The sequence below is a fragment of the Mesorhizobium sp. M0047 genome (assembly GCF_040323315.1).
Taxonomy (GTDB): Bacteria; Pseudomonadota; Alphaproteobacteria; order Rhizobiales; family Rhizobiaceae; genus Mesorhizobium.
In genome coordinates, this window is the sequence record NZ_JAMYUW010000007.1 from 91,626 (window position 1) to 111,382 (window position 19,757).

At 63.1% G+C, this 19,757-nt stretch carries 16 protein-coding genes and 2 pseudogenes; 12 read left to right on the forward strand and 6 right to left on the reverse strand.

What is annotated here, in order from left to right; all coding sequences use genetic code 11:
- The first annotated feature begins 26 nt into the window (after positions 1–26).
- The 5 genes from NKJ89_RS08890 (at position 27) to NKJ89_RS08910 (ending at position 5,716) form a co-directional block, all read left to right on the forward strand.
- Positions 27–1,025, forward strand: a complete 999-nt coding sequence (locus tag NKJ89_RS08890; protein WP_352601657.1) for an ABC transporter ATP-binding protein — start codon at positions 27–29, stop codon at positions 1,023–1,025.
- Between the two features lie 2 nt (positions 1,026–1,027).
- Entirely contained in the window at positions 1,028–1,798 is a 771-nt protein-coding gene (locus NKJ89_RS08895; RefSeq protein ID WP_023760261.1) for an L-iditol 2-dehydrogenase, read from the forward strand.
- Positions 1,799–1,956: 158 nt separating this feature from the next.
- Positions 1,957–3,435: a mannitol dehydrogenase family protein gene (locus tag NKJ89_RS08900; RefSeq protein ID WP_352601660.1), complete on the forward strand. Its 1,479-nt coding sequence runs from the start codon at positions 1,957–1,959 to the stop codon at positions 3,433–3,435.
- 14 nt (positions 3,436–3,449) lie between these two features.
- A complete protein-coding gene (locus NKJ89_RS08905) occupies positions 3,450–4,133 on the forward strand; it encodes an HAD family hydrolase (RefSeq protein WP_023760263.1) in 684 nt (227 codons plus the stop codon).
- Positions 4,130–5,716, forward strand: coding sequence for an FGGY-family carbohydrate kinase (locus tag NKJ89_RS08910; RefSeq protein ID WP_023760264.1), 1,587 nt, complete (start codon positions 4,130–4,132; stop codon positions 5,714–5,716). Before NKJ89_RS08905 ends, NKJ89_RS08910 begins: the two co-directional genes overlap by 4 nt.
- A 10-nt stretch (positions 5,717–5,726) precedes the next feature.
- Here the strand turns inward: NKJ89_RS08910 and NKJ89_RS08915 are convergent, their stop codons facing one another.
- The 6 genes from NKJ89_RS08915 to NKJ89_RS08940 form a co-directional block, all read right to left on the reverse strand.
- Complete coding sequence (locus NKJ89_RS08915; protein WP_023760265.1) at positions 5,727–6,812, reverse strand: ABC transporter ATP-binding protein; 1,086 nt, start codon at positions 6,810–6,812, stop codon at positions 5,727–5,729.
- A 7-nt stretch (positions 6,813–6,819) separates the two neighbouring features.
- Positions 6,820–7,866 carry an NAD(P)-dependent alcohol dehydrogenase gene (locus tag NKJ89_RS08920; protein ID WP_352601662.1) on the reverse strand — a complete coding sequence of 349 codons (1,047 nt, stop codon included), beginning with the start codon at positions 7,864–7,866 and terminating at the stop codon, positions 6,820–6,822.
- Between the two features lie 14 nt (positions 7,867–7,880).
- Complete coding sequence (locus tag NKJ89_RS08925; protein ID WP_352601664.1) at positions 7,881–8,693, reverse strand: carbohydrate ABC transporter permease; 813 nt, start codon at positions 8,691–8,693, stop codon at positions 7,881–7,883.
- 11 nt (positions 8,694–8,704) lie between these two features.
- On the reverse strand, positions 8,705–9,571 hold the full coding sequence (locus NKJ89_RS08930; RefSeq protein ID WP_352601666.1) for a carbohydrate ABC transporter permease: 867 nt from the start codon (positions 9,569–9,571) through the stop codon (positions 8,705–8,707).
- Between the two features lie 159 nt (positions 9,572–9,730).
- Positions 9,731–11,002, reverse strand: coding sequence for an ABC transporter substrate-binding protein (locus NKJ89_RS08935; RefSeq protein WP_352601668.1), 1,272 nt, complete (start codon positions 11,000–11,002; stop codon positions 9,731–9,733).
- Positions 11,003–11,243: 241 nt separating this feature from the next.
- Positions 11,244–12,161: an AraC family transcriptional regulator gene (locus NKJ89_RS08940; RefSeq protein ID WP_352601670.1), complete on the reverse strand. Its 918-nt coding sequence runs from the start codon at positions 12,159–12,161 to the stop codon at positions 11,244–11,246.
- A gap of 254 nt (positions 12,162–12,415) precedes the next feature.
- On the opposite strand from NKJ89_RS08940, the gene NKJ89_RS08945 reads away from it, so the two are divergent.
- From NKJ89_RS08945 to NKJ89_RS08970, 7 genes and pseudogenes are all read left to right on the forward strand, one after another.
- The gene (locus tag NKJ89_RS08945) at positions 12,416–13,819 is read left to right on the forward strand and encodes an MATE family efflux transporter (protein WP_352601672.1); all 1,404 of its coding nucleotides are present in this window, start codon (positions 12,416–12,418) and stop codon (positions 13,817–13,819) included.
- A 380-nt stretch (positions 13,820–14,199) separates the two neighbouring features.
- Positions 14,200–15,372 carry a galactonate dehydratase gene (dgoD, locus tag NKJ89_RS08950; protein ID WP_352601674.1) on the forward strand — a complete coding sequence of 391 codons (1,173 nt, stop codon included), beginning with the start codon at positions 14,200–14,202 and terminating at the stop codon, positions 15,370–15,372.
- A 5-nt stretch (positions 15,373–15,377) separates the two neighbouring features.
- Positions 15,378–16,154, forward strand: a complete 777-nt coding sequence (locus tag NKJ89_RS08955; RefSeq protein WP_023760273.1) for an SDR family oxidoreductase — start codon at positions 15,378–15,380, stop codon at positions 16,152–16,154.
- Positions 16,155–16,179: 25 nt separating this feature from the next.
- On the forward strand, positions 16,180–17,163 hold the full coding sequence (locus NKJ89_RS08960; RefSeq protein WP_031260540.1) for a substrate-binding domain-containing protein: 984 nt from the start codon (positions 16,180–16,182) through the stop codon (positions 17,161–17,163).
- Between the two features lie 130 nt (positions 17,164–17,293).
- Positions 17,294–17,743 (forward strand): annotated as a pseudogene (locus NKJ89_RS35735) (ATP-binding cassette domain-containing protein); the annotation flags it as partial.
- 318 nt (positions 17,744–18,061) lie between these two features.
- Positions 18,062–18,757 (forward strand): annotated as a pseudogene (locus NKJ89_RS35740) (ATP-binding cassette domain-containing protein); the annotation flags it as partial.
- Entirely contained in the window at positions 18,754–19,755 is a 1,002-nt protein-coding gene (locus tag NKJ89_RS08970) for an ABC transporter permease (protein ID WP_352601678.1), read from the forward strand. The pseudogene NKJ89_RS35740 and the gene NKJ89_RS08970, both read left to right, overlap by 4 nt.
- Positions 19,756–19,757 lie beyond the last annotated feature (2 nt).

The window sequence follows — 19,757 nt, forward strand, 5'->3', positions numbered from 1 at the left end:
GGACATAACCCCTCGGGGAGGAAACCATGGGAAACATAACGCTCAAGAACGTCTCCAAATCCTTCGGAGCGACCTCCATCATCCCCGGCCTCGACCTGGTGATCGAAAATGGCGAGTTCGTCGTCTTCGTCGGCCCGTCCGGTTGCGGCAAGTCAACGCTGCTGCGGCTGATCGCCGGGCTGGAAGACACCAGCGGCGGCTCCATCAACATCGACGGCCGCGATGTCACCGGCGAGGCACCGGCCAAGCGCAAGCTGGCCATGGTGTTCCAGTCCTACGCGCTCTATCCGCACATGACGGTGGCCAAGAACATCGGCTTCCCGCTGAAGATGGCCGGCGAAGACAAGGCGACCATCGAAAAGAAGGTGGGGGACGCGGCGCGCGTGCTCAACCTGACCAACTACCTCGAACGCCGGCCGGGCCAGCTTTCCGGCGGCCAGCGCCAGCGCGTCGCCATCGGCCGTGCCATCGTGCGCCAGCCGACCGCCTTCCTGTTCGATGAACCGCTATCCAACCTCGACGCAGCACTCCGCGGCACGATGCGGCTGGAGATCAGCGAGCTGCACCATCAGCTCAAGACGACCATGATCTATGTCACCCACGACCAGGTCGAAGCCATGACCATGGCCGACAAGATCGTCGTGCTGAACGCCGGCAACATCGAGCAGGTCGGCTCGCCGATGGAACTTTACAAGACGCCGAAGAACCTGTTCGTCGCCGGCTTCATCGGCTCGCCGAAGATGAACCTGATCGAAGGCGCGCCGGCTGCCAAATACAGCGCCAAGACCATCGGCATCCGCCCCGAGCATCTGGAAATCTCGACCACGAAGGGCGACTGGAAGGCCACCGTGGGCGTCGCCGAACATCTCGGCTCCGACACGTTCTTGCACGTTCAAGCTGATGGCGTCGGGCCGCTGACGGTGCGTGCCGACGGCGAACTGGCCGTCCATCACGGCGACACCATCTATCTGACGCCCGACAAGACCAAGCTGCATCGCTTCGGCGCCGACGGGAAGGCAATCTGAGCATGCGACTGGCCGGCAAATCCGCGTTGATCACGGGCTCGGCGCGCGGCATCGGCAGGGCCTTCGCCGAAGCCTATGTCGGCGAAGGCGCCACCGTCGCCATTGCCGACATCAATCTCGAGGCTGCGCGCAAGACGGCCGCCGAGATCGGCAGCAAGGCTTATGCGGTCAAGCTCGACGTCACCGACCTCGCCTCCATCGAAGCGGCGGTGAAAGCCGTCGAGGCGAAGACCGGCGGCCTCGATATATTGATCAACAACGCCGCCCTGTTCGACCTGGCGCCGATCGTCGAGATCACCAAGGCCAGCTACGACAAATTGTTTTCGGTCAACGTCGCCGGCACGCTGTTCATGCTGCAGGCAGCCGCCCGCTCGATGATCGCACGCGGCAAGGGCGGCAGGATCATCAACATGGCGAGCCAGGCCGGGCGGCGCGGCGAGGCGCTGGTCGGTGTCTATTGCGCCACCAAGGCCGCCGTCATCTCACTGACCCAGTCGGCGGGGCTCGACCTGATCAAGCATCGCATCAACGTCAACGCGATTGCCCCTGGCGTCGTCGACGGCGAGCACTGGGATCACGTTGATGCGCTGTTCGCCAAGTATGAAAACCGGCCGAAGGGCGAGAAGAAGAAACTGGTCGGCGAGGCAGTACCGTATGGCCGCATGGGCACGGCGCAGGACCTCACCGGCATGGCGGTCTTTCTCGCCAGCGCCGACGCCGAATACATCGTCGCCCAGACCTACAATGTCGATGGCGGCCAGTGGATGAGTTGAGGCGGGGACGGCCTCTGCTCCTCGTACCTCCGCGGGGGGCAGAGGCCGACATCGCAGGGCGCATCGACCTTGGAATACGTGCCGCCCCTTATCCTCTCCACGTGAGAAACGGGGAGAGGGAGTAACGAAGGCCGCAGCCCGGCCAAAGGGTAAAACAGATGACCGTAAAACTCTCGTCCGCAAACCTCTCCAATCTACCCGTCAAGGTCGCCGGTCCGAAATACGACCGCTCGGGGCTCAAGGCCGGCATCGTGCATTTCGGCGTCGGCAATTTCCATCGCTCGCACCAGGCCGTCTATCTCGACGATTTGTTCAACTCGGGCATCGGCCATGACTGGGCGCTGGTCGGCGCCGGGGTGTTCGAGGGCGAGAAGATCGGCCGCGCCAAGCTGGAAGAGCAGGATTGGCTGACCACGGTGGTCGAGCAGGACTCTGGGCATATGAGCGCCCGCGTGTCCGGCGCCATGGTCGACTTCCTGATGCCGGGCGACGCGGCCGGCATCGTCGAACGGCTTGCCGACCCGGCGATCAAGATCGTTTCGCTGACCATCACCGAAGGAGGTTATTTCATCGACCCGGCCTCCGGTGTTTTCAACCCGACCCATCCCGACATCGTGGCGGACGCGCAGGCAGGCGCGACGCCGAAGACGGTGTTCGGCATCATTCTCGCCGGCCTGGTCCGCCGCCGCGACGAGGGCACTGTGCCGTTCACGGTGATGTCCTGCGACAACATTCCCCACAATGGCCATGTCACCTCCGACGGCGTCATTGGCCTGGCCCGTCTGATCGACGAGGATCTGGCGAACTGGGTCGGTGAAAAGGTTGCCTTTCCGAACGGCATGGTCGATCGCATCACACCGGCCACCACAGACCGCGAGCGCGGCATCCTGGCCAAGGATTTTGGCCTCGAGGACAACTGGCCAGTGTTCTGCGAGCCGTTCCGGCAATGGGTGCTGGAGGATCATTTCACCGATGGCCGTCCGCCGCTGGAAAAGGTCGGCGTGCAGTTCGTGAGGGATGTTGCCCCTTACGAGCTGATGAAGATCCGCATCCTCAATGGCGGCCATGCCACCATCGCCTATCCGGCCGGCCTGATGGACATTCATTTCGTCCATGAGGCGATGCAGGAGCCGCTGGTGAGCGGTTTTCTGGCCAAGCTCGAACGGGACGAAATCATCCCGACCGTGCCGCCGGTGCCGGACACGGTTCTGGAAGAATATTACCAGCTCATCGAGAGCCGCTTCTCCAATCCCAAGATCGGCGACACGGTGCGCCGGCTCTGCCTCGACGGTTCCAACCGTCAGCCGAAGTTCATCATCCCGACCATTGCCGACCGGCTGAAGGCCGGCAAAAGCGTCGACGGCCTGGCGCTGGAATCGGCGCTGTGGTGCCGCTACTGCTTCGGCACGACGGACAGCGGCGCCGTCATCGAACCCAACGACCCGAGCTGGGACCGGTTGCAGGCGACGGCAAAGGCGGCAAAGGATGCGCCTGCTGCCTGGCTTGCCATGGAGGACATCTATGGCGATGTCGGCCGCGCGACGGCGTTTGTCGAGGCCTTCGCCCATGCGCTCAACGTGCTGTGGGCGAATGGCGCGCGCGCGACGCTGACGCGCTATCTCGCCGGCGAGCTCTGAGACCATTCGACGTCATGACGCCTGAACTGGTTATCTTCGACTGCGATGGCGTGCTGGTCGACAGCGAGGCACTCTCCGTCTCGGCGCTGCTCGGCGTGATCAAGCTGGCCGGCGGCAATTTCAGCGAGGATGCCGCCTACGAGCATTTCCTCGGCAAGAGCATGAAGAGCGTGCGCGAGATCCTTGGCCGCGACTTCGGGCTGGATATCACCGACAGCCACCTGACCGAGATGCGTGTCGAACTGATGCGCAGGTTTCGCGAAGAGCTGAAGCCGATTGCCGGCGTCAAGGAGATGCTGCCGAGGCTAGGGCTGCCGTTCTGCGTCGCGTCCTCGGGCACGCTCGACCGGATCCGCTACGCGCTCGAAGTCACCGGATTGCTGGGGCTGATGGAACCGCATCTGTTCAGCGCCTCCATGGTGGCCAAGGGAAAGCCGGCGCCCGACCTGTTCCTCCATGCCGCCGCCAGCATGCGAGCCCAACCACGCAAATGCCTTGTCGTCGAGGACAGCCCGGCAGGCATCGCTGCGGCGCGGGCGGCAGGTATGCGCGTGTTTGCCTTCAGCGGCGGATCGCATGCCGGCAACCCAACATTGAAAGCGCGGCTTGCGTCGAGTGAACCGGACTTTATATTCGCTGACATGCTGCAATTGCCCGATCTGATTGCAGGCCTGGGAGCGAGAGTTAGAGCATCTTGACGAAACAGTTCGTTTGCGCGGTCGATGTCGGCACCGGGAGCGCCCGCGCGGGCATTCTCGACGCCAGTGGCACCTTGCTCGGCCGCGCCGAGCGGCCGATCGTCATGAACCAGCCGAAGCCCGACCACGCCGAGCATGATTCGCGCGATATCTGGTCGGCGGTCTGCACCGCCGTGCGCACTGCCCGCGAAAAGGCCGGCGTCGCCGCCGAGGACGTCGTCGGCATCTCCTTCGACGCCACCTGTTCGCTGGTGGTGCGGGATCGGCAAGGCGGCCAGCTCAGCGTCTCGACCACCGGCGACAGGCGCTGGGACACAATTGTCTGGCTCGACCATCGCGCCATTGCCGAGGCCGACGAATGCACGGCAAGCGGCCATGCCGTGCTCGACTATGTCGGCGGCGTCATGTCACCGGAAATGGAGACGCCAAAGCTGATGTGGCTGAAGCGGAACCTGCCCAAGACCTGGAATGAAGCCGGCTATCTATTCGATCTCACCGATTTCCTGACCTGGCAAGCGACAGGCTCGACGGCCCGTTCGCAATGCACGCTGACCGCCAAATGGACCTATCTGGCGCATGAGGAGATGGGTTGGCGCCGCGATTTCTTCGAGCTCGTCGGCCTCGACGATCTTTTCGAGCACGGCAATTTGCCCGAAAGGGCCAGTCCGATCGGAACCGATATTGGTCAGCTGACGGCGCAAGCGGCGGCAGAGCTTGGCCTGAGCGAAAAATGCCGGGTCGGAGCCGGCGTCATAGATGCCTATGCCGGCGCGCTTGGCGTGCTCGGCGGCTTTGCCGGCGACGAACAGAATATCGGCCGGCACCTGGCTCTGATTGCCGGCACGTCGAGCTGCGTCATGGCGATGTCGCCCGATCCGCAACCCTTCGCCGGCGTCTGGGGCCCATATTACGGCGCAGCCTTGCCGAAGCTGTGGCTGTCGGAAGGCGGCCAGTCGGCAACCGGCGCCCTGCTCGACCACATCATTCGCTGGCATGGAGCCGGCGGCGAGCCGGATGCCGCCATGCATGCAAAGATCGCCAGGCGCGTCGCCGAGCTGCGCGCCACCGAGGGTGAAAACCTTGCCGCAAGGCTGCATGTGCTGCCCGATTTCCACGGCAACCGTTCGCCGCTCGCCGATCCGCATGCCGTCGGCGTCGTCAGCGGGCTGACGCTGGACTCCTCCTTCGACAGCCTGTGCAAGCTCTACTGGCGCACCGCCGTCGGCATCGCACTCGGCGTGCGCCACGTACTGGAGGCGCTGAACGAGAACGGCTACCTGATCGATACGCTGCATGTCACCGGCGGCCATACCAAGAACCCGCTATTGATGGAGCTCTATGCCGACGCCACCGGCTGCGCGGTCATCGAGCCGTTGGCCGACGAGGCGGTGCTGCTCGGCACCGGCATGGTCGCGGCAACCGCGGCCGGGCTGTTTCCCGACCTCAACGCGGCCTGTCTGGCCATGCAGCAAGGCGGCAGGATGCGTGCCTCGAACCCTAAATCAGCCGGGCGTTTCGACCGCGATTACAAGGTTTTCCTCGAGATGCACCGCCAGCGGCAGATGCTGGACGCGATCCGGTAGGTAAAGCGGGCTACTGCCTCAGCAGGGACACGCCAGACTTCGCATCGAACAGGTGAAGGCTCGTTTCGTCGACCGCATAGCGGACATGGCTGTTGACGGCAGGGCATTCGCGGGTCGGCACCAGCGCGCTGATCTCCTTGCCGCCGGAACCGAAGATCACCAGCGCGTCGTTGCCATGAAACTCGATGAGATCGGCTGTGCCTTCAAGAAGGTTGCCAGCATCAGCGGCAGCGGTCTTTAGATCCGGAGGCCTGATACCAAGCACCGCGCGCTCAACCCCTTGCAGATTGAAACGCAAGCCTTCGATCGAAAAGACTGCACCGGCGCTCGTCAGAATCCAGCGGTTGTCTTTGCGCCCCACGGCTACGTCGATGAAATTCATGTTCGGCGTCCCTATGAACCCGGCGACGAACAGATTGCCCGGCCGCTCGTAGATTTCGGCCGGCGAGCCGATCTGCTCGATCCGGCCGTCGCGCAAAAGCACGATGCGGTCGGCGAGCGTCATTGCTTCCAGCTGGTCGTGGGTAACGTAGACGGTGGTCGTCTCCAGCGACTGGTGCAGCCGGGCGATCTCGATGCGCATGTGATTGCGCAGCTTGGCATCGAGATTGGACAGCGGCTCGTCGAACAGGAACACTTTTGGAGTCTTGATCATGGCGCGGGCAATCGCCACGCGCTGCTGCTGGCCGCCGGACAGCTCCGCCGGCTTGCGGCCGAGATAGGGATCCAGCCCCAACGTCTTCGAGACCGCCTCGACGCGCTGCTGGATTTCCGCCTTCGGCACCTTCTGCCGCTTCAGGCCGAAGGCGATGTTGTCGAAGATCGTCATGTGCGGATAAAGCGCGTAGTTCTGGAACACCATGGCGATGCCGCGGTCGCCAGGGTCGAGGTCGTTGACCACCTTGCCGCCGATCGAGACCTCGCCGCCGCTGATGTCCTCCAGCCCCGCCAGCATGCGCAGCAAGGTCGACTTGCCGCAGCCGGAAGGGCCGAGGAAGACGACGAACTCGTGTTCCTCGATGGCGAGGTTCAGGTCGCGGATGACGGTCGTCGCGCCGTAGGACTTCTCGATATTGGAGCAGGTGATCGCGGACATGGTTCGGTCAGCCCTTCTCGCTCGAAATCAGGATCTGCAGCTTGACGTCTTCCGGATGCGCCGCGGCCGCGCGCTCGAAGGCCTCGATGCTGTCGTCGAAGGGATAGGTGCCGGTGATCAGCGGGTTGAGGTCGACCTTGCCGGAGGCGATGAGCTGCAAAGCACGGTCGAAGATGTTGGCGTAGCGGAACACCGTCTCGATGCGCACTTCCTTCGATATGGCCGCAGGCACATTGAGCGCCACCGGCTCGACCGGCAATCCGACGAGGACCACCGCGCCGCCAGGGCGCACGACCTCGAACAGATCGGCGAACGCCTTCGGGCTGCCGCTGGCCTCGAAGACGATATCGGCGCCCCAATGGTCGGTCGCCACAGCCACCGCTTCGACCAGCGACTGCTCGCCGATATTGACCGGGACGATACCCGGATAGCGCGCCGCGATCTCGAGCTTCGGGGCGGAGAAGTCCGAAATCAGCACTTTCGAACAGCCGCCGGCAAGGGCTGCCAGCGCGATCATGATGCCGATCGGGCCGCAGCCGACGACGACCGCCACGTCGCCCGGAACGATGCGAGCGCGGGCAGCAGCCTGCATGCCGATGGCAAAGGGCTCGACCATCGCCCCTTCGGCGAAGGAGACGTTGTCCGGCAGCCGGTAGGTGAACGCCGCCGGATGCACGGCTTGCGGCGCAAGAATGCCATGCACCGGCGGCGTCGCCCAGAAGCTTACGTCGGGGTCGACATTGTAGATGCCGAGTTTTGTTGCCCGCGATGACAGGTTCGGCACGCCCGGTTCCATGCAGACGCGATCCCCGACCTTCAGCGTCCTGACATTCGCGCCAATTTCGACGATCGTTCCAGACGCTTCGTGGCCAAGCACCATCGGCGCGCGCACGACGTAACTGCCGATGGCGCCATGGGTGTAATAGTGCACGTCGCTGCCGCAGACACCGACTGTGTGGATGGCGATCCTGACGTCGTCCGGCCCGACGTCGAGCGGCAACGCAATCTCGCGCAGAGCCAGCTCGCCCTTTTTCTCAAGCACCAAAGCCCGCATGTCTCGTCCTCGCTTCAAGTCTTTTTTTGCCGGAAAACGGAATTCAGGAAGCCGCTGAGCACGCCGAGGAATAGAAGCGGCGGCAGCGACAGAAGCACGACCGAGGCATTGAGGATGCCCCACGGCACGTTCATGCCTTGCTGGGACAGTTCCGAGGCGACGATCGGCAAGGTCTTGGCATTGGAGCTGGACAGCATCAGCGCGATCAGGAACTCGTTCCAGACCAGCACGAAGCTGAAGGCGACCGCACCGATCAGCGAGCGCGCGGCGACCGGCAGTGCGATCCGCCAGAACACGGAATAGGCGCCGTAGCCATCGACGAAGGCGGCTTCCTCGACCTCCTTCGGCACGCTCTGGAAGGCGGGAATGGCCAGCCACATGATCACCGAGATGGTGAGCAGCGAATAGGTGACGATCAGCGCAGCGAGCGTGTCGTAGAGGCCGAGCTGCAGCCAGATCACCATCAGCGGGATGGCCACAGCCACCGGCGGCAGAAAGCGCAGCGACAGCACGAAGAACTGGATGTCGCCGGCCCAGCGGTTGGGGTAGCGCGCCACAGCATAGGCGGCAGGCAGGCCAAGCGCCACGCCGATCAGCACCGCGACGCCGCAGGCGATGACCGAGTTGTAGAGGCCGGTCATGACGCTCTCGCGGCCGATGATGTAGCTGATGTTGGCCAGCGTCGGCGTGAACACCAGGCGCGGAACGCGGGTGATGATATCGACATTGTTCTTCAGCGAATTGAGCGCCGTCCACAGCAGCGGAAACACGGCCATGAAGCCGGCGAAGGCCAGCACGGCCTTGCCGATAAGGCGGCCCGGTCTCATGCGATATGGTCTCATGCCTGCACCCGCTTCCACAGCATGGTGAAGGTGATGACGGTGGCGATCATCATCAGAACTGCCATCGCGGAGGCATAGGACACCTTGCCAGACTCGATGAAGCCCTGCGAGAACGCGTACATGTCGAGCGTTTCGGTCGCCACGCCCGGTCCGCCGCGGGTCATCACATAGATCAGGTCGAAGGAGCGCAGCGACTCGATCATCTTGACGAACATCAGGCTGATCAGCGGCGCCTTCAGCATCGGCAAGGTGACATAAGCGTGAATCTGCCAGCGCCTGGCGTGGTCGAGGCGCGCCGCCTCGATCGGCTGCGGCGGCAAGGTCTCCAGCAGCTTCAGCACGATGACGGCGAAGAACAGGCCCCATTGCCAGACATCGACGGAGGCTACGGCGAACAGTGCCGTCGCCGGCTTGGACAGTGGGTCGAAGATCAACCCGCCGGTCAGCAGCCGATACGGGTAGGTGGCGATGCCATAGAGCGGATGGTAGGCGAATTTCCAGACGAAGGCGGCCGAAACACGCGGCAACAGGACCGGGACAATGAACAGCAGGCAGTAGATGTTGCGCAGGCGCGGCGAGGCGACCTCGAACATCAGCACGCCCAGTCCGATCGCCACGGCCATGGTGGCGACAACGGTGACGACCTCCCACTTCACCGAAACCCAGACCGCATTGAGAAAGCGGCGGTCGAAGAACAGGTCATAGAAGTTCGACAACCAGACATAGGAATAGGCGGTCGAGGAGAGCTCGCGGTTCTGCAGGGCGATGACGATCGCGTAGAGCGTCGGCACCATCGACAGGATCAGGAGAATGACGAGCGTCGGCACGACGAAGGTGACCGGCAAGGATGAGCGTCGCGGCATCTGTCTATCCTTGGCTGCGTCTCGGGCGATTGAACACGCTGAATCCTTTCGCGCGATGGCCGGCTCAAACGGCAGCGGAAGAGAAAAGGGGACCTGCGGCGCACAGGTCCCGACATTCGGTCGAATGCCGCGGATCGCGCGCCGCAGGGGGAGGATGGCTTATTTCTTCACCAGCTCGTTGGCATAGGCTTCAAGTTCGTTGAGGCCGCCCTTGACGTCGGTGCGGGTGCCGGTGACCAGTTCCTCGAGGATGATGCCCCAGCGATCGCCGAGATCCGGCCAGCGCGGATCCTGCCAGAAGTTGACCGCCGTGACCTTGCCGGTCTCGGCCAGCGCCTGACCGAGATCGGCGCCGTAGATGTCGGCGAATTCCTTGCTGGACAGGATGCTGGTGCGATTCAGCTCACCGAACTGGTGGGCGTCGAGCCGGCGCTTCTCGTTTTCCTTCGACGTTGCCCAGGCGATGAACAGGCCGGCGCATTTCTTCGAGGCATCGTCGGCATTGGCCTTTGCCGCGATGGCAAGGCCATGACCGTAGCCACCACCGGTAAGCGGCGCCGGCGGCGGCAGGAAGCCGATCTTGCCGACCACTTGCGAGGTCTTCGGATCGACCGCCATTCCCGACAGCGGCGTCGATTCGACGAGGATGGCGACTTGGCCAGACAGGAAGGCGCCGGTCGATTCATCCCAGCTCCCGGTCTGCGTGCCGGGTGCCGAATCCTTGAAGAGCTTCAGATAGGTTTCGGTCGCCTTGACGGCGGCATCCGAGTTGAATGCTGGCTTGTCGCCGTCGAACCACTGGCCGCCATAGGCCTTGAACAACGGCATCCAGCGCCAGACATTGGCGCCCGAACCGCGTGCGCCGCGCAGCGCGATGCCATATATGCCCTTGTCCGGATTGGTCAGCTTCGGCACGTCGGCGATCAGTTCGTCCAGCGTCTTCGGCGGCTGGATGCCGGCGGCCTCCAGAATATCCTTGCGGTAGACCATCAGGTCGCCGCCGCCGGTCAGCGGCGCGAACCAGACCTTGCCGTCATAGGTGGCGACCTTCTGGCGGCCCGGATCGAAATCGGCATAGTCGTAGTCCGCCGGATAATAGTCGGTGAGCGGCACGATCCATTTCGATGAGGCAAACAGCGCCACGTTGGCTTCGTCGACATAGTAGACGTTGTAGTTGCCGACGGTGGACGCATCGGCGCGCGATTTCGCACGGCGGTCGTTCTCGTTCAGATAGTCGATCTGGAAGCTGGCACCGGCTAGCTTCTGGAACTCGTCCTTGGAGTCCTCCAGAAGCGTCAGGCCGTCGCGTGGCTGCGCCAGCACCTTGACCGGCGCCGAGCAGACCGGCGCCTGCGCCAAGGCAATGGTGGAAACGGTAGCGGAAAGCATAAAAGCTGCGCCAAGGCTGGCAGCAAGCCGAACTGGTTTCATGATCTTTTCTCCTCCAGGAACATTTCGCAGGAAGCGGAAGTCCTCGGCTTGCGCGATCCTCACCATCGCCCGAGTGACATGCCACCCATCGCTAAAATGCGGAGTTGCGACGAGGCTTGCTAGAAGCCTCGTTGCAGCAGACCTGTACTTTTATGCATTGTGCGGTGCAAAAACCGGCGCCGGGATACGACGCCTGTCACATGAGTATCGATTTGGTCTGAAACGGTATTTCAGGATGCGCTTATGCACGCATTGTCAGCCGCTGCCGTGACAGCCGGCGATAAGATGACGGCGTCATCTTGTGCTTGCGCATGAAGGCGCGGTTGAAGTTCGAGATGTTCATGTAGCCGACCTGAAAACAGATATCGGTGATCGCGATATCGGTGTCCGCCAAAAGCTTGCAAGCCTGCCAGAGCCTGAGCTTGGCTAGGTGGTCGCTGAAGCTGTTGCCGGTGTTCTTCTGGAAGAACCGCGAGAACGTGCTCTCCGTCATTCCGGCCAGTTCCGCCACCTCCGGCAGCTTCAGATCCTCGGCAAAATGCTGGAACAGATAGGTCAGCGTGCGCTGGATGATGTCGAGCGAGGCGGCATCGAGAACCGGCGAAAAATCAGGCGACGACAGCAATTCGTACTCGTCGGTGCGTGCGAGAAGGTCGACGAGATCCAGGAAAAGACAGAACCTGCTTAGCCCGCTAACCTCGCCCATCCGCTCCATGATGTCGGCACCATCCAGCGCGGTGCGGCCGTAAAAGACCATGCCGCGCAGCGACCGTTCGAGGAACGGTTCCAGTTCGCGCAATTCCGGCAACAGGCCTGCCGATCCGCGCAACCTCTGCGCATCGAACTGCAGGACGATGTCGCGGCCTTCGATCAGTTCTCCCGGTTGCACCGAAGTCACCCAGTCATGCGGCAGCCCGCCACCGACGATGGTCAGGTAGCCCGGCCCGAATTCGCCGATATGATCGCCGACCAGGACCACGCCGGAGGATTTTCGCAACAGGTGGATCTCGTATTCCGGATGGAAGTTCCAGACGTTGCGCTCCCAGGGATAGTCGTCGAGCCGCCACAGGAAGCTTTCGCTCGCCTCGGTGACGATGTGCTCGAAGGACGGCGCTGTCCGCGGGATCGAGACCGGGTTCTTCCTGCGCCTGAACTGCATCCTGCCTCCTCCGGAATCTGTCGCCCCTCATGCAATCAGTAGCAGCCGATTGCCCACTGTGAAATGCACCTCGGCGGCAACCAGTGGTGGTCCTGGTGTTCCGGCTGGCTCAATCTGTTCCCGCTCCTCCTCTCTTGCCTTCATGTCGCGTTTCGTCCAAAAGCTGGCGCAAACGCCGCGAAACCGAAGGTTTTGCCGTTTGAAATGCGGCTTCCGGCTCGTGCCGATGTGCCGCAACTGGAAAGAGCAGGACAATGTCTGCGATCGAAGCCGGCGCTCGCGCGCCGGAAAATCTTTGGCGCCAGGAAATCATGGCGACGCTGGCGCTCGCCTGGCCGATGGTGCTGACCAATCTCGGTCAGACCGCGATGACGGCCACCGACGTCATGATGATGGGCCGTCTGGGGCCGGATACGCTGGCCAGCGGCGCGCTTGGCGCCAATCTTTATTTCATGCCGCTGATCTTCGGGCTCGGCCTGATGCTGGCGACCTCGCCGATGATCGCGACCGAGCTCGGCCGCCGCCGCCATTCGGTGCGCGACTTGCGCCGCACCGTGCGCCAGGGCCTGTGGCTTGCGATCCTGATCTCGATCCCGATCTGGCTCGTGCTGTGGCACGGCGAGGCTATCCTGCTGGCCATGGGCCAGGATCCGGCACTCGCCCATCAGGCCGGCATCTATCTGCGATGGCTCGAATGGGCGGTGCTGCCCTTCTACGGCTATATCGTGCTGCGCTCGTTCATCTCGGCGCTGGAGCGGCCGGGCTGGGCGCTGGTCATCGTCTTCGTCGCCGTCGCCTGCAATGCCTTCTTCAATTGGCTGTTCATGTTCGGCAATCTTGGCATCCCGTCGATGGGCATCGCCGGCTCGGGCCTTGCCACCTCGTTGTCCAGCACGCTGATGTTCGTCGGCATGGCCGTCGTGGTGATGCTGGAGAAGAAGTTCCGGCGCTATCGTCTGTTCGGGCGCTTCTGGCGCGCTGACTGGCCGCGCTTCAGGGGCCTTCTGCGGCTCGGCCTGCCGATTGCGGGCCTCCTCGCCTTCGAGGTGACGATCTTCAACGCGGCGGCGCTGTTGATGGGCCTGATCGACGCGGATTCGCTCGCCGCGCACGCCATCGCCATCCAGATTGCCTCGATCAGCTTCATGGTGCCGCTCGGCCTCAACCAGGCGGTAACGGTGCGCGTCGGGCTTGCCCACGGCGCCGGCAATCCGGAAGGCGTTTCGCGCGCCGGCTGGACCGCCTTCGTCATCGGCGTCTCGTTCATGGCACTGATGGGGCTGGTGATGATCCTGTGGCCGCATCCGCTGATCAGCGCCTTCATCGACCTGAGCAATCCGGCCAATGCCAGGGTGATCGCGCTTGCCGTGTCGTTCCTCGCCTTCGCAGCACTGTTCCAGGTCTTCGATGGCGCGCAGGCGGTGGCCGCCGGCATGCTGCGCGGCCTGCACGACACCAAGGTGCCGATGATCTATGCCGCGATCGGATATTGGGGCATCGGCCTGCCGCTCGGTGTGCTACTCGCCTTCCATTTCGGCTTCCGTGGCGTCGGCATCTGGATCGGCCTGTCGTCGGGGCTGGCCGTGGTGGCGGCGCTGCTTCTGGCGCGCTGGCTGCGGCGGGATCGCCTGGCGCCGCCGCTGGTGTTCGGGCACTGAGAGTAACCGGGCGCCCGTTGCAGGTGGCCGTTAGGTCCCAACTTTGAGGCCCATCCAACGGCGCCTTCAGAACTGACGCGAAACGTCAGCTAAGCGCCATGAGCCGGCGATTAGCCGACGCAATGAACGTCTCGGCACGGGCCGTGGCGGACTGGCGGCTTCGAGGCTCGCAAGGCCAGGAGCGGGCCTTCTAACACCCTGCGTGCACAGACGTGAACTGCCGACGTTGAAGGGCTCAGGCCCTGATGACGCTTTGCGCCTGCTGCCGGCACTGCCAGCAAAATACGACATGAACCCGGCCATGCTGCACTTGACTTGCACATGTTAACCGTAATAAATCATACATAATGTCGTAAAAAAAGACGACACGGGGAGGATCAATGAAAATTACGGCCATCAAGGCGCTGGTCTGCAATGCGGAAATGCGTAACTGGGTTTTCGTTCGGGTCGAAACCGACGAGCCCGGTCTGTTTGGCTGGGGTGAGGCGACGCTGGAATGGAAGACGCGTGCCGTTGTCGGCGCGTTGCAGGATCTTGAGGCGCTGCTCATCGGGCAGGACCCGCGCAATGTCGAACAGTGCTACCAGATCCTGACGCGGCATGGCTTCTGGCGTCTCGGCGTCGAGGGAATGTCAGCCGTCAGCGGCATCGAGATCGCACTTTGGGATATCCTGGGCAAATCGCTGGGCGTCCCGGTCTGGCGGCTTCTCGGCGGCCAGGTTCGCAACTATCTGCGCACCTACACGCATCTCGGCCTGGGCGACATGAAGGCGGTCTATGAGAGCGGGTCGGCGGACATGATCGTCGAACGCGGACGCATCGTCACGCAGGCTGGCTATGATGCGGTCAAGGTCGTCTGCATTCCCTACACCCACTATGTCTCGCCGGCGAAGGCGGTGGACGCCGTCGCCAACATGGTTGGCGCGCTGCGCGAAGCCGTCGGTCCCGATATCGACATCATGGTCGACTTTCACGGACGCCCGGCCTCCGTCAACGCGGCGATGGACTACCTCAAGGCGATCGAGCCGGCCCGCATCATGTTCGCCGAGGAACCGGTGCCGCCTGAAGATGTCGCCGGCCTGGCGCATATCACCGCGCGATCGGCGGTACCGATCGCGTCCGGCGAACGGCTGATCGGGCGCCGCGAGTTCACCCACTCGATCGCGGCGCGCGCCTTCAACATTGCCCAGCCGGATATCTGCCACACCGGCGGCCTGCTCGAGACCAAGAAGATCGCGGCCTTGGCGGAAACGGCCGGCGTCGGCCTTGCGCCGCACAACCCGCTCGGCCCGATCGCCGGCGTTGCAGCACTTCACTTCGGCATATCGACGCCGAACGTCATCATCCAGGAGGAGATGTCCGGCGCGGTCGCCTGGTACGACGACGTCGTTTCCTGGCCGATCCAACGCAAACCAGGCCGCTGGGACGTGCCTGAACTGCCGGGACTAGGCGTCACCGTCAATGAGGATGTCATAGCGCGCCACCCCTTCAAGCAGGAAGTGTTGCATGCCCGCAACGCGATCATGCCCGACGGCACCGTGGTCGATTGGTGAGCGCCATGACAGGCAGGCTTCAGGGAAAGATCGCAATCGTCACCGGCGCCGGACAGGGCATTGGTGCCGCCACGGCCCGGGCCTTCGCCATGCAGGGGGCAAAGACCGTTATCGCCGAGCTGAATGCGGCAAGCGGCAAGGCAATCGCCGACGCATTGCGTGCCCAGGGTGCCGACGCGCTTTTCGTCGAAATCGACGTCACGGACCAATCGGCGGTAGCCGACATGGTAGCCCACACGATAGCGGCTTATGGCGGCATCGACGTTCTCGTCAACAATGCCGGCGCTAACGTCTTCCACGAACCCCTGCTGATGCCGGACGAGGAATGGGACCGTTGCCTGAAGCTCGACCTCCAGGCCGCATGGTTCTGCGCCAAGGCGGTTCTGCCGACGATGTTGGCGAACGGTTCGGGATCGATCGTCAACATAGCCAGTTGCCACGCTTTCAAGATCATTCCTCACACTTTTCCCTATCCGGTTGCCAAGCATGCGCTTGTCGGCCTGACCCGCTCGCTCGCCATCGAATATGCGGCGCGCGGCATCCGCGTGAACGCGATCGCCCCCGGTTATATCGAGACGCCGATCGCGGAAGCCTACTGGAACACATTTCCAAACCCCGCCGAGGAGAAGCGGCGGGCCTATGACCTCCATCCGCCCAAGCGCATTGGCCGACCGGACGAGGTTGCAATGACGGCCGTTTTCCTCGCTTCCGACGAAGCGCCGTTCATCAATGCCGAAACGATCACCATCGATGGTGGCCGCTCGGTTCTCTACCACGACTGACAACCATCAAGCAGGGAGGATCCACATGAAATCGACGACCAAGACAGTGGCAGCACTGGCGATACTGGCTGGCGGATTGATGGCCGGCGCGGCAAGCGCCGACGACATCAAGATCGGCTACATCAACAAGATGGGTGACCATCCATGGTTCGTCGCCGAAGTCGGCGGCGCCAAGAAAGCGGCAGAGGCGGGCGGAGCCACCTTCGTATCGCAGGACGTCCAGTTCGACGCCAATTTGACGATCACCACTTTCGATACAATGGTCGGTGACGGCGTCAAGGGCATCGCCATCGTCGTTCCCGACAAGGCGCTGGGACCGGTCATCGCCGAGAAAGCCAAGGCAGCGAAAATTCCTTTGGTGGCGGTCGACGACGACATCTACTACCAGGACGGCTCCCAGGTCCCCTATGTCGGGATGAATGCGTACAATATCGGCGCGCGGGTGGGCGAAGAGCTGGCCAAGCTCTACAAGACCGGCGGCTGGGCCGGAAAAGAGGTGCGCATCGCCTCGATCGAGGACCGCAAGGCGGATACCTGCATGCAGCGCAACAAGGGCGCCGAAGAGGCGTTTCTGAAGGCGGTGCCCGACTTCAAGCCTGCCAACATCGTTCGCGTCCCCTACGACAACACGATGGTCAATGCCATCGACGTGATGACCACCACCTTGACCGCCAACCCCAGTGTCACCAACTGGATATTCTATTCCTGCAATGACGACGGCGTGCTGGGTGGGGCGCGTGCCCTGGAAAACGCCGGCTATACCCCGGACCAGGGCATGGGCATCGGCATTGACGGCAGTCGCGCCTGTGAGGCCTTCGGATCCGGAAAGCCTTCGGCATTCCGTGGTACGATGTGGCTGAACTCTGCAAACCATGGCGCGCTGGCGGTAAAGATCCTGTTGGCCTCGATCAAGGATGGAACGCAGCTGCCGGTTCAATCCTTCACCGACCCGGAATACATCACCGCCGACAATTTTGCCTCGGACTACAAGGCCAAGCTCTGCAAGTGAACCGGCTACGCGTCATGCGCCGTAAGGCGCATGACGCTGTACGGTTGCACGTATTCCCAAGGAGTGAGCTTTGACCCAACCGGAATTCTTCTCGCTCGACAAGGTATCGAAGCGCTTTGGCGTCGTGCAGGCGCTCGACAGCGTCTCGATCGCCTTCCGGCCGGGCGAGGTGCTCGCTTTGGTCGGCGAGAACGGCGCCGGCAAATCAACGATGATGCGCATTCTCGAAGGTGTGTTCGGCCCCGACGGCGGCACCGTGCGGCACGGTTCCACGCCGATTGTTTTCGGCGAGCCGCGCGACAGCCATCGGGCCGGAATTCGCGTCATCCATCAAGAGCCGGAGATCGTGCCGAACCTGACGGTTGCCGAAAATATCTTCGTCGGTGAATTGCCGCGACTGGCGGGCGTGCTGCTGGACTGGCGCAAGCTGGAGGAACAGACCGACCGGGTGCTTGCGACCTTCGGCATGCAGCAGGACATGCGGCCGCGGCAACTGTGCAGCACACTCGGCCCGGCGCAACGGCAGATGATCGAGATCATGCGCGCCATCCGCGCCGGCGGCCGCCTGATCGCCTTCGACGAGCCGACTTCGTCGCTGACCGATGACGAGGCGCGCCGCCTGTTTTCAGTCATCCGCCGACTGCGCGAAGAGGGAACATCGATCGTCTACATCTCGCACCGGCTGAACGAGATCATCGACCTTGCCGACCGCATCGTCGTTTTGCGCGACGGTCGGCTGGTCGACGATTCGCCGGCAGCCGGTGCCAGCGAACAGACCATTGCCAAGCTCATGGTCGGCCGCGACATAGCCGACCTGTTCACGCGCGAGACGTGGCGGGCGGGACAACTGTTGCTGGACGTGGCGGGCCTGAGCACCGACCGCGTCAGCGATGTCAGCCTCAGGGTTCGCCGAGGCGAGGTGCTCGGCATCGCCGGCCTCATGGGTGCGGGCCGATCCGAACTGGCAAAGGCGATTGTCGGCTATGACCGCCGCCTCGCTGGAACCATAGTCATGAATGGCGTGTCGGTTCTCGCCAACAGTCCGCATGCGGCAATCGTCGCCGGCATTGGCTTTGCTCCGGAAGGCCGCAAGCACGAGGCGCTGCTCCTTTTTAGAAGCATTCTCGACAACGCGGCACTTTGCGTGCCCGACAAGACGTCGAGCTTCGGCTTCTTCAACCGGCGCAAGGCGCTGGAGATTGTCTCGCCGCTGGCAGCCAAGATGTCGATCAAGGCTCCCAATCTCGACGAAGAGGTTTCAAAGCTGTCGGGCGGCAACCAGCAGAAAGTCGTTCTGGCGCGCTGGCTTGCCCGGCAGCCGATGCTGCTCATCCTGGACGAACCGACCCGCGGCATCGACATCGGCGCCAAGGCGGAAATCTATCGGCTGATCGATGAACTCGCGGCAAGCGGGATCGGCATCATCCTGATCTCTTCGGAAATGCCGGAACTCATCGGCCTCGCCGACAGGGTTCTGGTCATGGCGGGAGGCCGCATCACCGCCGAATTGTCCCGGCCCGACATCGACGAGGCGACGATCCTCAAACACGCCATGCCGCAATCGGCACCAGCGCTCGGAGACCACATCCAATGAACAGCCTCGAGCTTCGCGCCTCGAAAGCGCAGACCGGCGCCAGGGGGGCTTCCTCGCGCCTAGTGGAGCGCCTCGGCGTTCACAACATCAGCCTGCTGGTCGCGCTCGCCATTCTCGTCGTCATCTTCGGTTCGCTGCGCGGCGATGTGTTTTTCTCCAGCCGAAACCTGCTCAACATCGGTCTCGGCATCACCATCCTCGGCGTGTTGGCGATGAGCCAGACCGTTGTCATTGTCGCCGGCGGCCTCGATATCGCCGTCGGCGCCACTGTCGGCCTGACCACCGTATCGACTGCAATGGCCATCCAGGCGACCGGGTCGCCCTCGGCGGGCATCGTTGCCGGCCTGGTGCTTGGCGGTCTTGCCGGTCTCGTCAACGGCATCATCATCACCTACGGACGGGTCAATGCGGTCATTGCCACGCTCGGCACCATGGCTATTTTTCGGGGTATCGCCTTCATCATGTCCGATGGCCAGTCGATCGCCATCTTCAGCGACACGTTCCGGTTCATAGGCATCGGGCGGATCCTCGGCCTGCCGCTGCTGATCTGGATTCTTGTTCTGACTGCGATCGTGTTCCATCTCTTCCTGGCGCGCTCGATCGTCGGCCGCAACATCTATGCGCTCGGCGGCAATCCCGTTGTCGCCCGCTTCTCCGGCATCAACATCAACCGCTACCGCGTCGGCATCTACATCATGAGTGGCGTTGCCGCCGGTCTGGCCGGGATCCTGCTGGCTGCCCGCACCGGCTCGGGGCAGCCTGTATCCGGATCGCAGGGCCTGGAACTCGAGGCCATTACAGCGGCGGTGCTGGGTGGCTGCGCCTTGCAGGGCGGCAAGGGAACGATTGTCGGCGCGCTGCTCGGCGTCGCCATCATTGGCGTGCTCAACAACGGAATGATACTGACGTCGGTACCAACCTTTTATCAATTGCTTGCAAAAGGCTCGCTGCTGATCCTTGCTGTGGTGATTGCCGAGTACCACTTGAACAGGACATGACG

Excerpts from the sequence above, each read along its gene's own strand:
- NKJ89_RS08960 (WP_031260540.1), top strand. The coding sequence starts at position 16,180 with ATGAAATCGACGACCAAGACAGTGGCAGCACTGGCGATACTGGCTGGC.
- NKJ89_RS08935 (WP_352601668.1), bottom strand. The coding sequence starts at position 11,002 with ATGAAACCAGTTCGGCTTGCTGCCAGCCTTGGCGCAGCTTTTATGCTT.
- NKJ89_RS08945 (WP_352601672.1), top strand. The coding sequence starts at position 12,416 with ATGTCTGCGATCGAAGCCGGCGCTCGCGCGCCGGAAAATCTTTGGCGC.
- NKJ89_RS08890 (WP_352601657.1), top strand. The coding sequence starts at position 27 with ATGGGAAACATAACGCTCAAGAACGTCTCCAAATCCTTCGGAGCGACC.
- NKJ89_RS08915 (WP_023760265.1), bottom strand. The coding sequence starts at position 6,812 with ATGTCCGCGATCACCTGCTCCAATATCGAGAAGTCCTACGGCGCGACG.
- NKJ89_RS08895 (WP_023760261.1), top strand. The coding sequence starts at position 1,028 with ATGCGACTGGCCGGCAAATCCGCGTTGATCACGGGCTCGGCGCGCGGC.
- NKJ89_RS08970 (WP_352601678.1), top strand. The coding sequence starts at position 18,754 with ATGAACAGCCTCGAGCTTCGCGCCTCGAAAGCGCAGACCGGCGCCAGG.
- NKJ89_RS08955 (WP_023760273.1), top strand. The coding sequence starts at position 15,378 with ATGACAGGCAGGCTTCAGGGAAAGATCGCAATCGTCACCGGCGCCGGA.
- NKJ89_RS08900 (WP_352601660.1), top strand. The coding sequence starts at position 1,957 with ATGACCGTAAAACTCTCGTCCGCAAACCTCTCCAATCTACCCGTCAAG.
- NKJ89_RS08920 (WP_352601662.1), bottom strand. The coding sequence starts at position 7,866 with ATGCGGGCTTTGGTGCTTGAGAAAAAGGGCGAGCTGGCTCTGCGCGAG.
- NKJ89_RS08905 (WP_023760263.1), top strand. The coding sequence starts at position 3,450 with ATGACGCCTGAACTGGTTATCTTCGACTGCGATGGCGTGCTGGTCGAC.
- NKJ89_RS08930 (WP_352601666.1), bottom strand. The coding sequence starts at position 9,571 with ATGCCGCGACGCTCATCCTTGCCGGTCACCTTCGTCGTGCCGACGCTC.
- NKJ89_RS08925 (WP_352601664.1), bottom strand. The coding sequence starts at position 8,693 with ATGAGACCGGGCCGCCTTATCGGCAAGGCCGTGCTGGCCTTCGCCGGC.
- dgoD (WP_352601674.1), top strand. The coding sequence starts at position 14,200 with ATGAAAATTACGGCCATCAAGGCGCTGGTCTGCAATGCGGAAATGCGT.
- NKJ89_RS08940 (WP_352601670.1), bottom strand. The coding sequence starts at position 12,161 with ATGCAGTTCAGGCGCAGGAAGAACCCGGTCTCGATCCCGCGGACAGCG.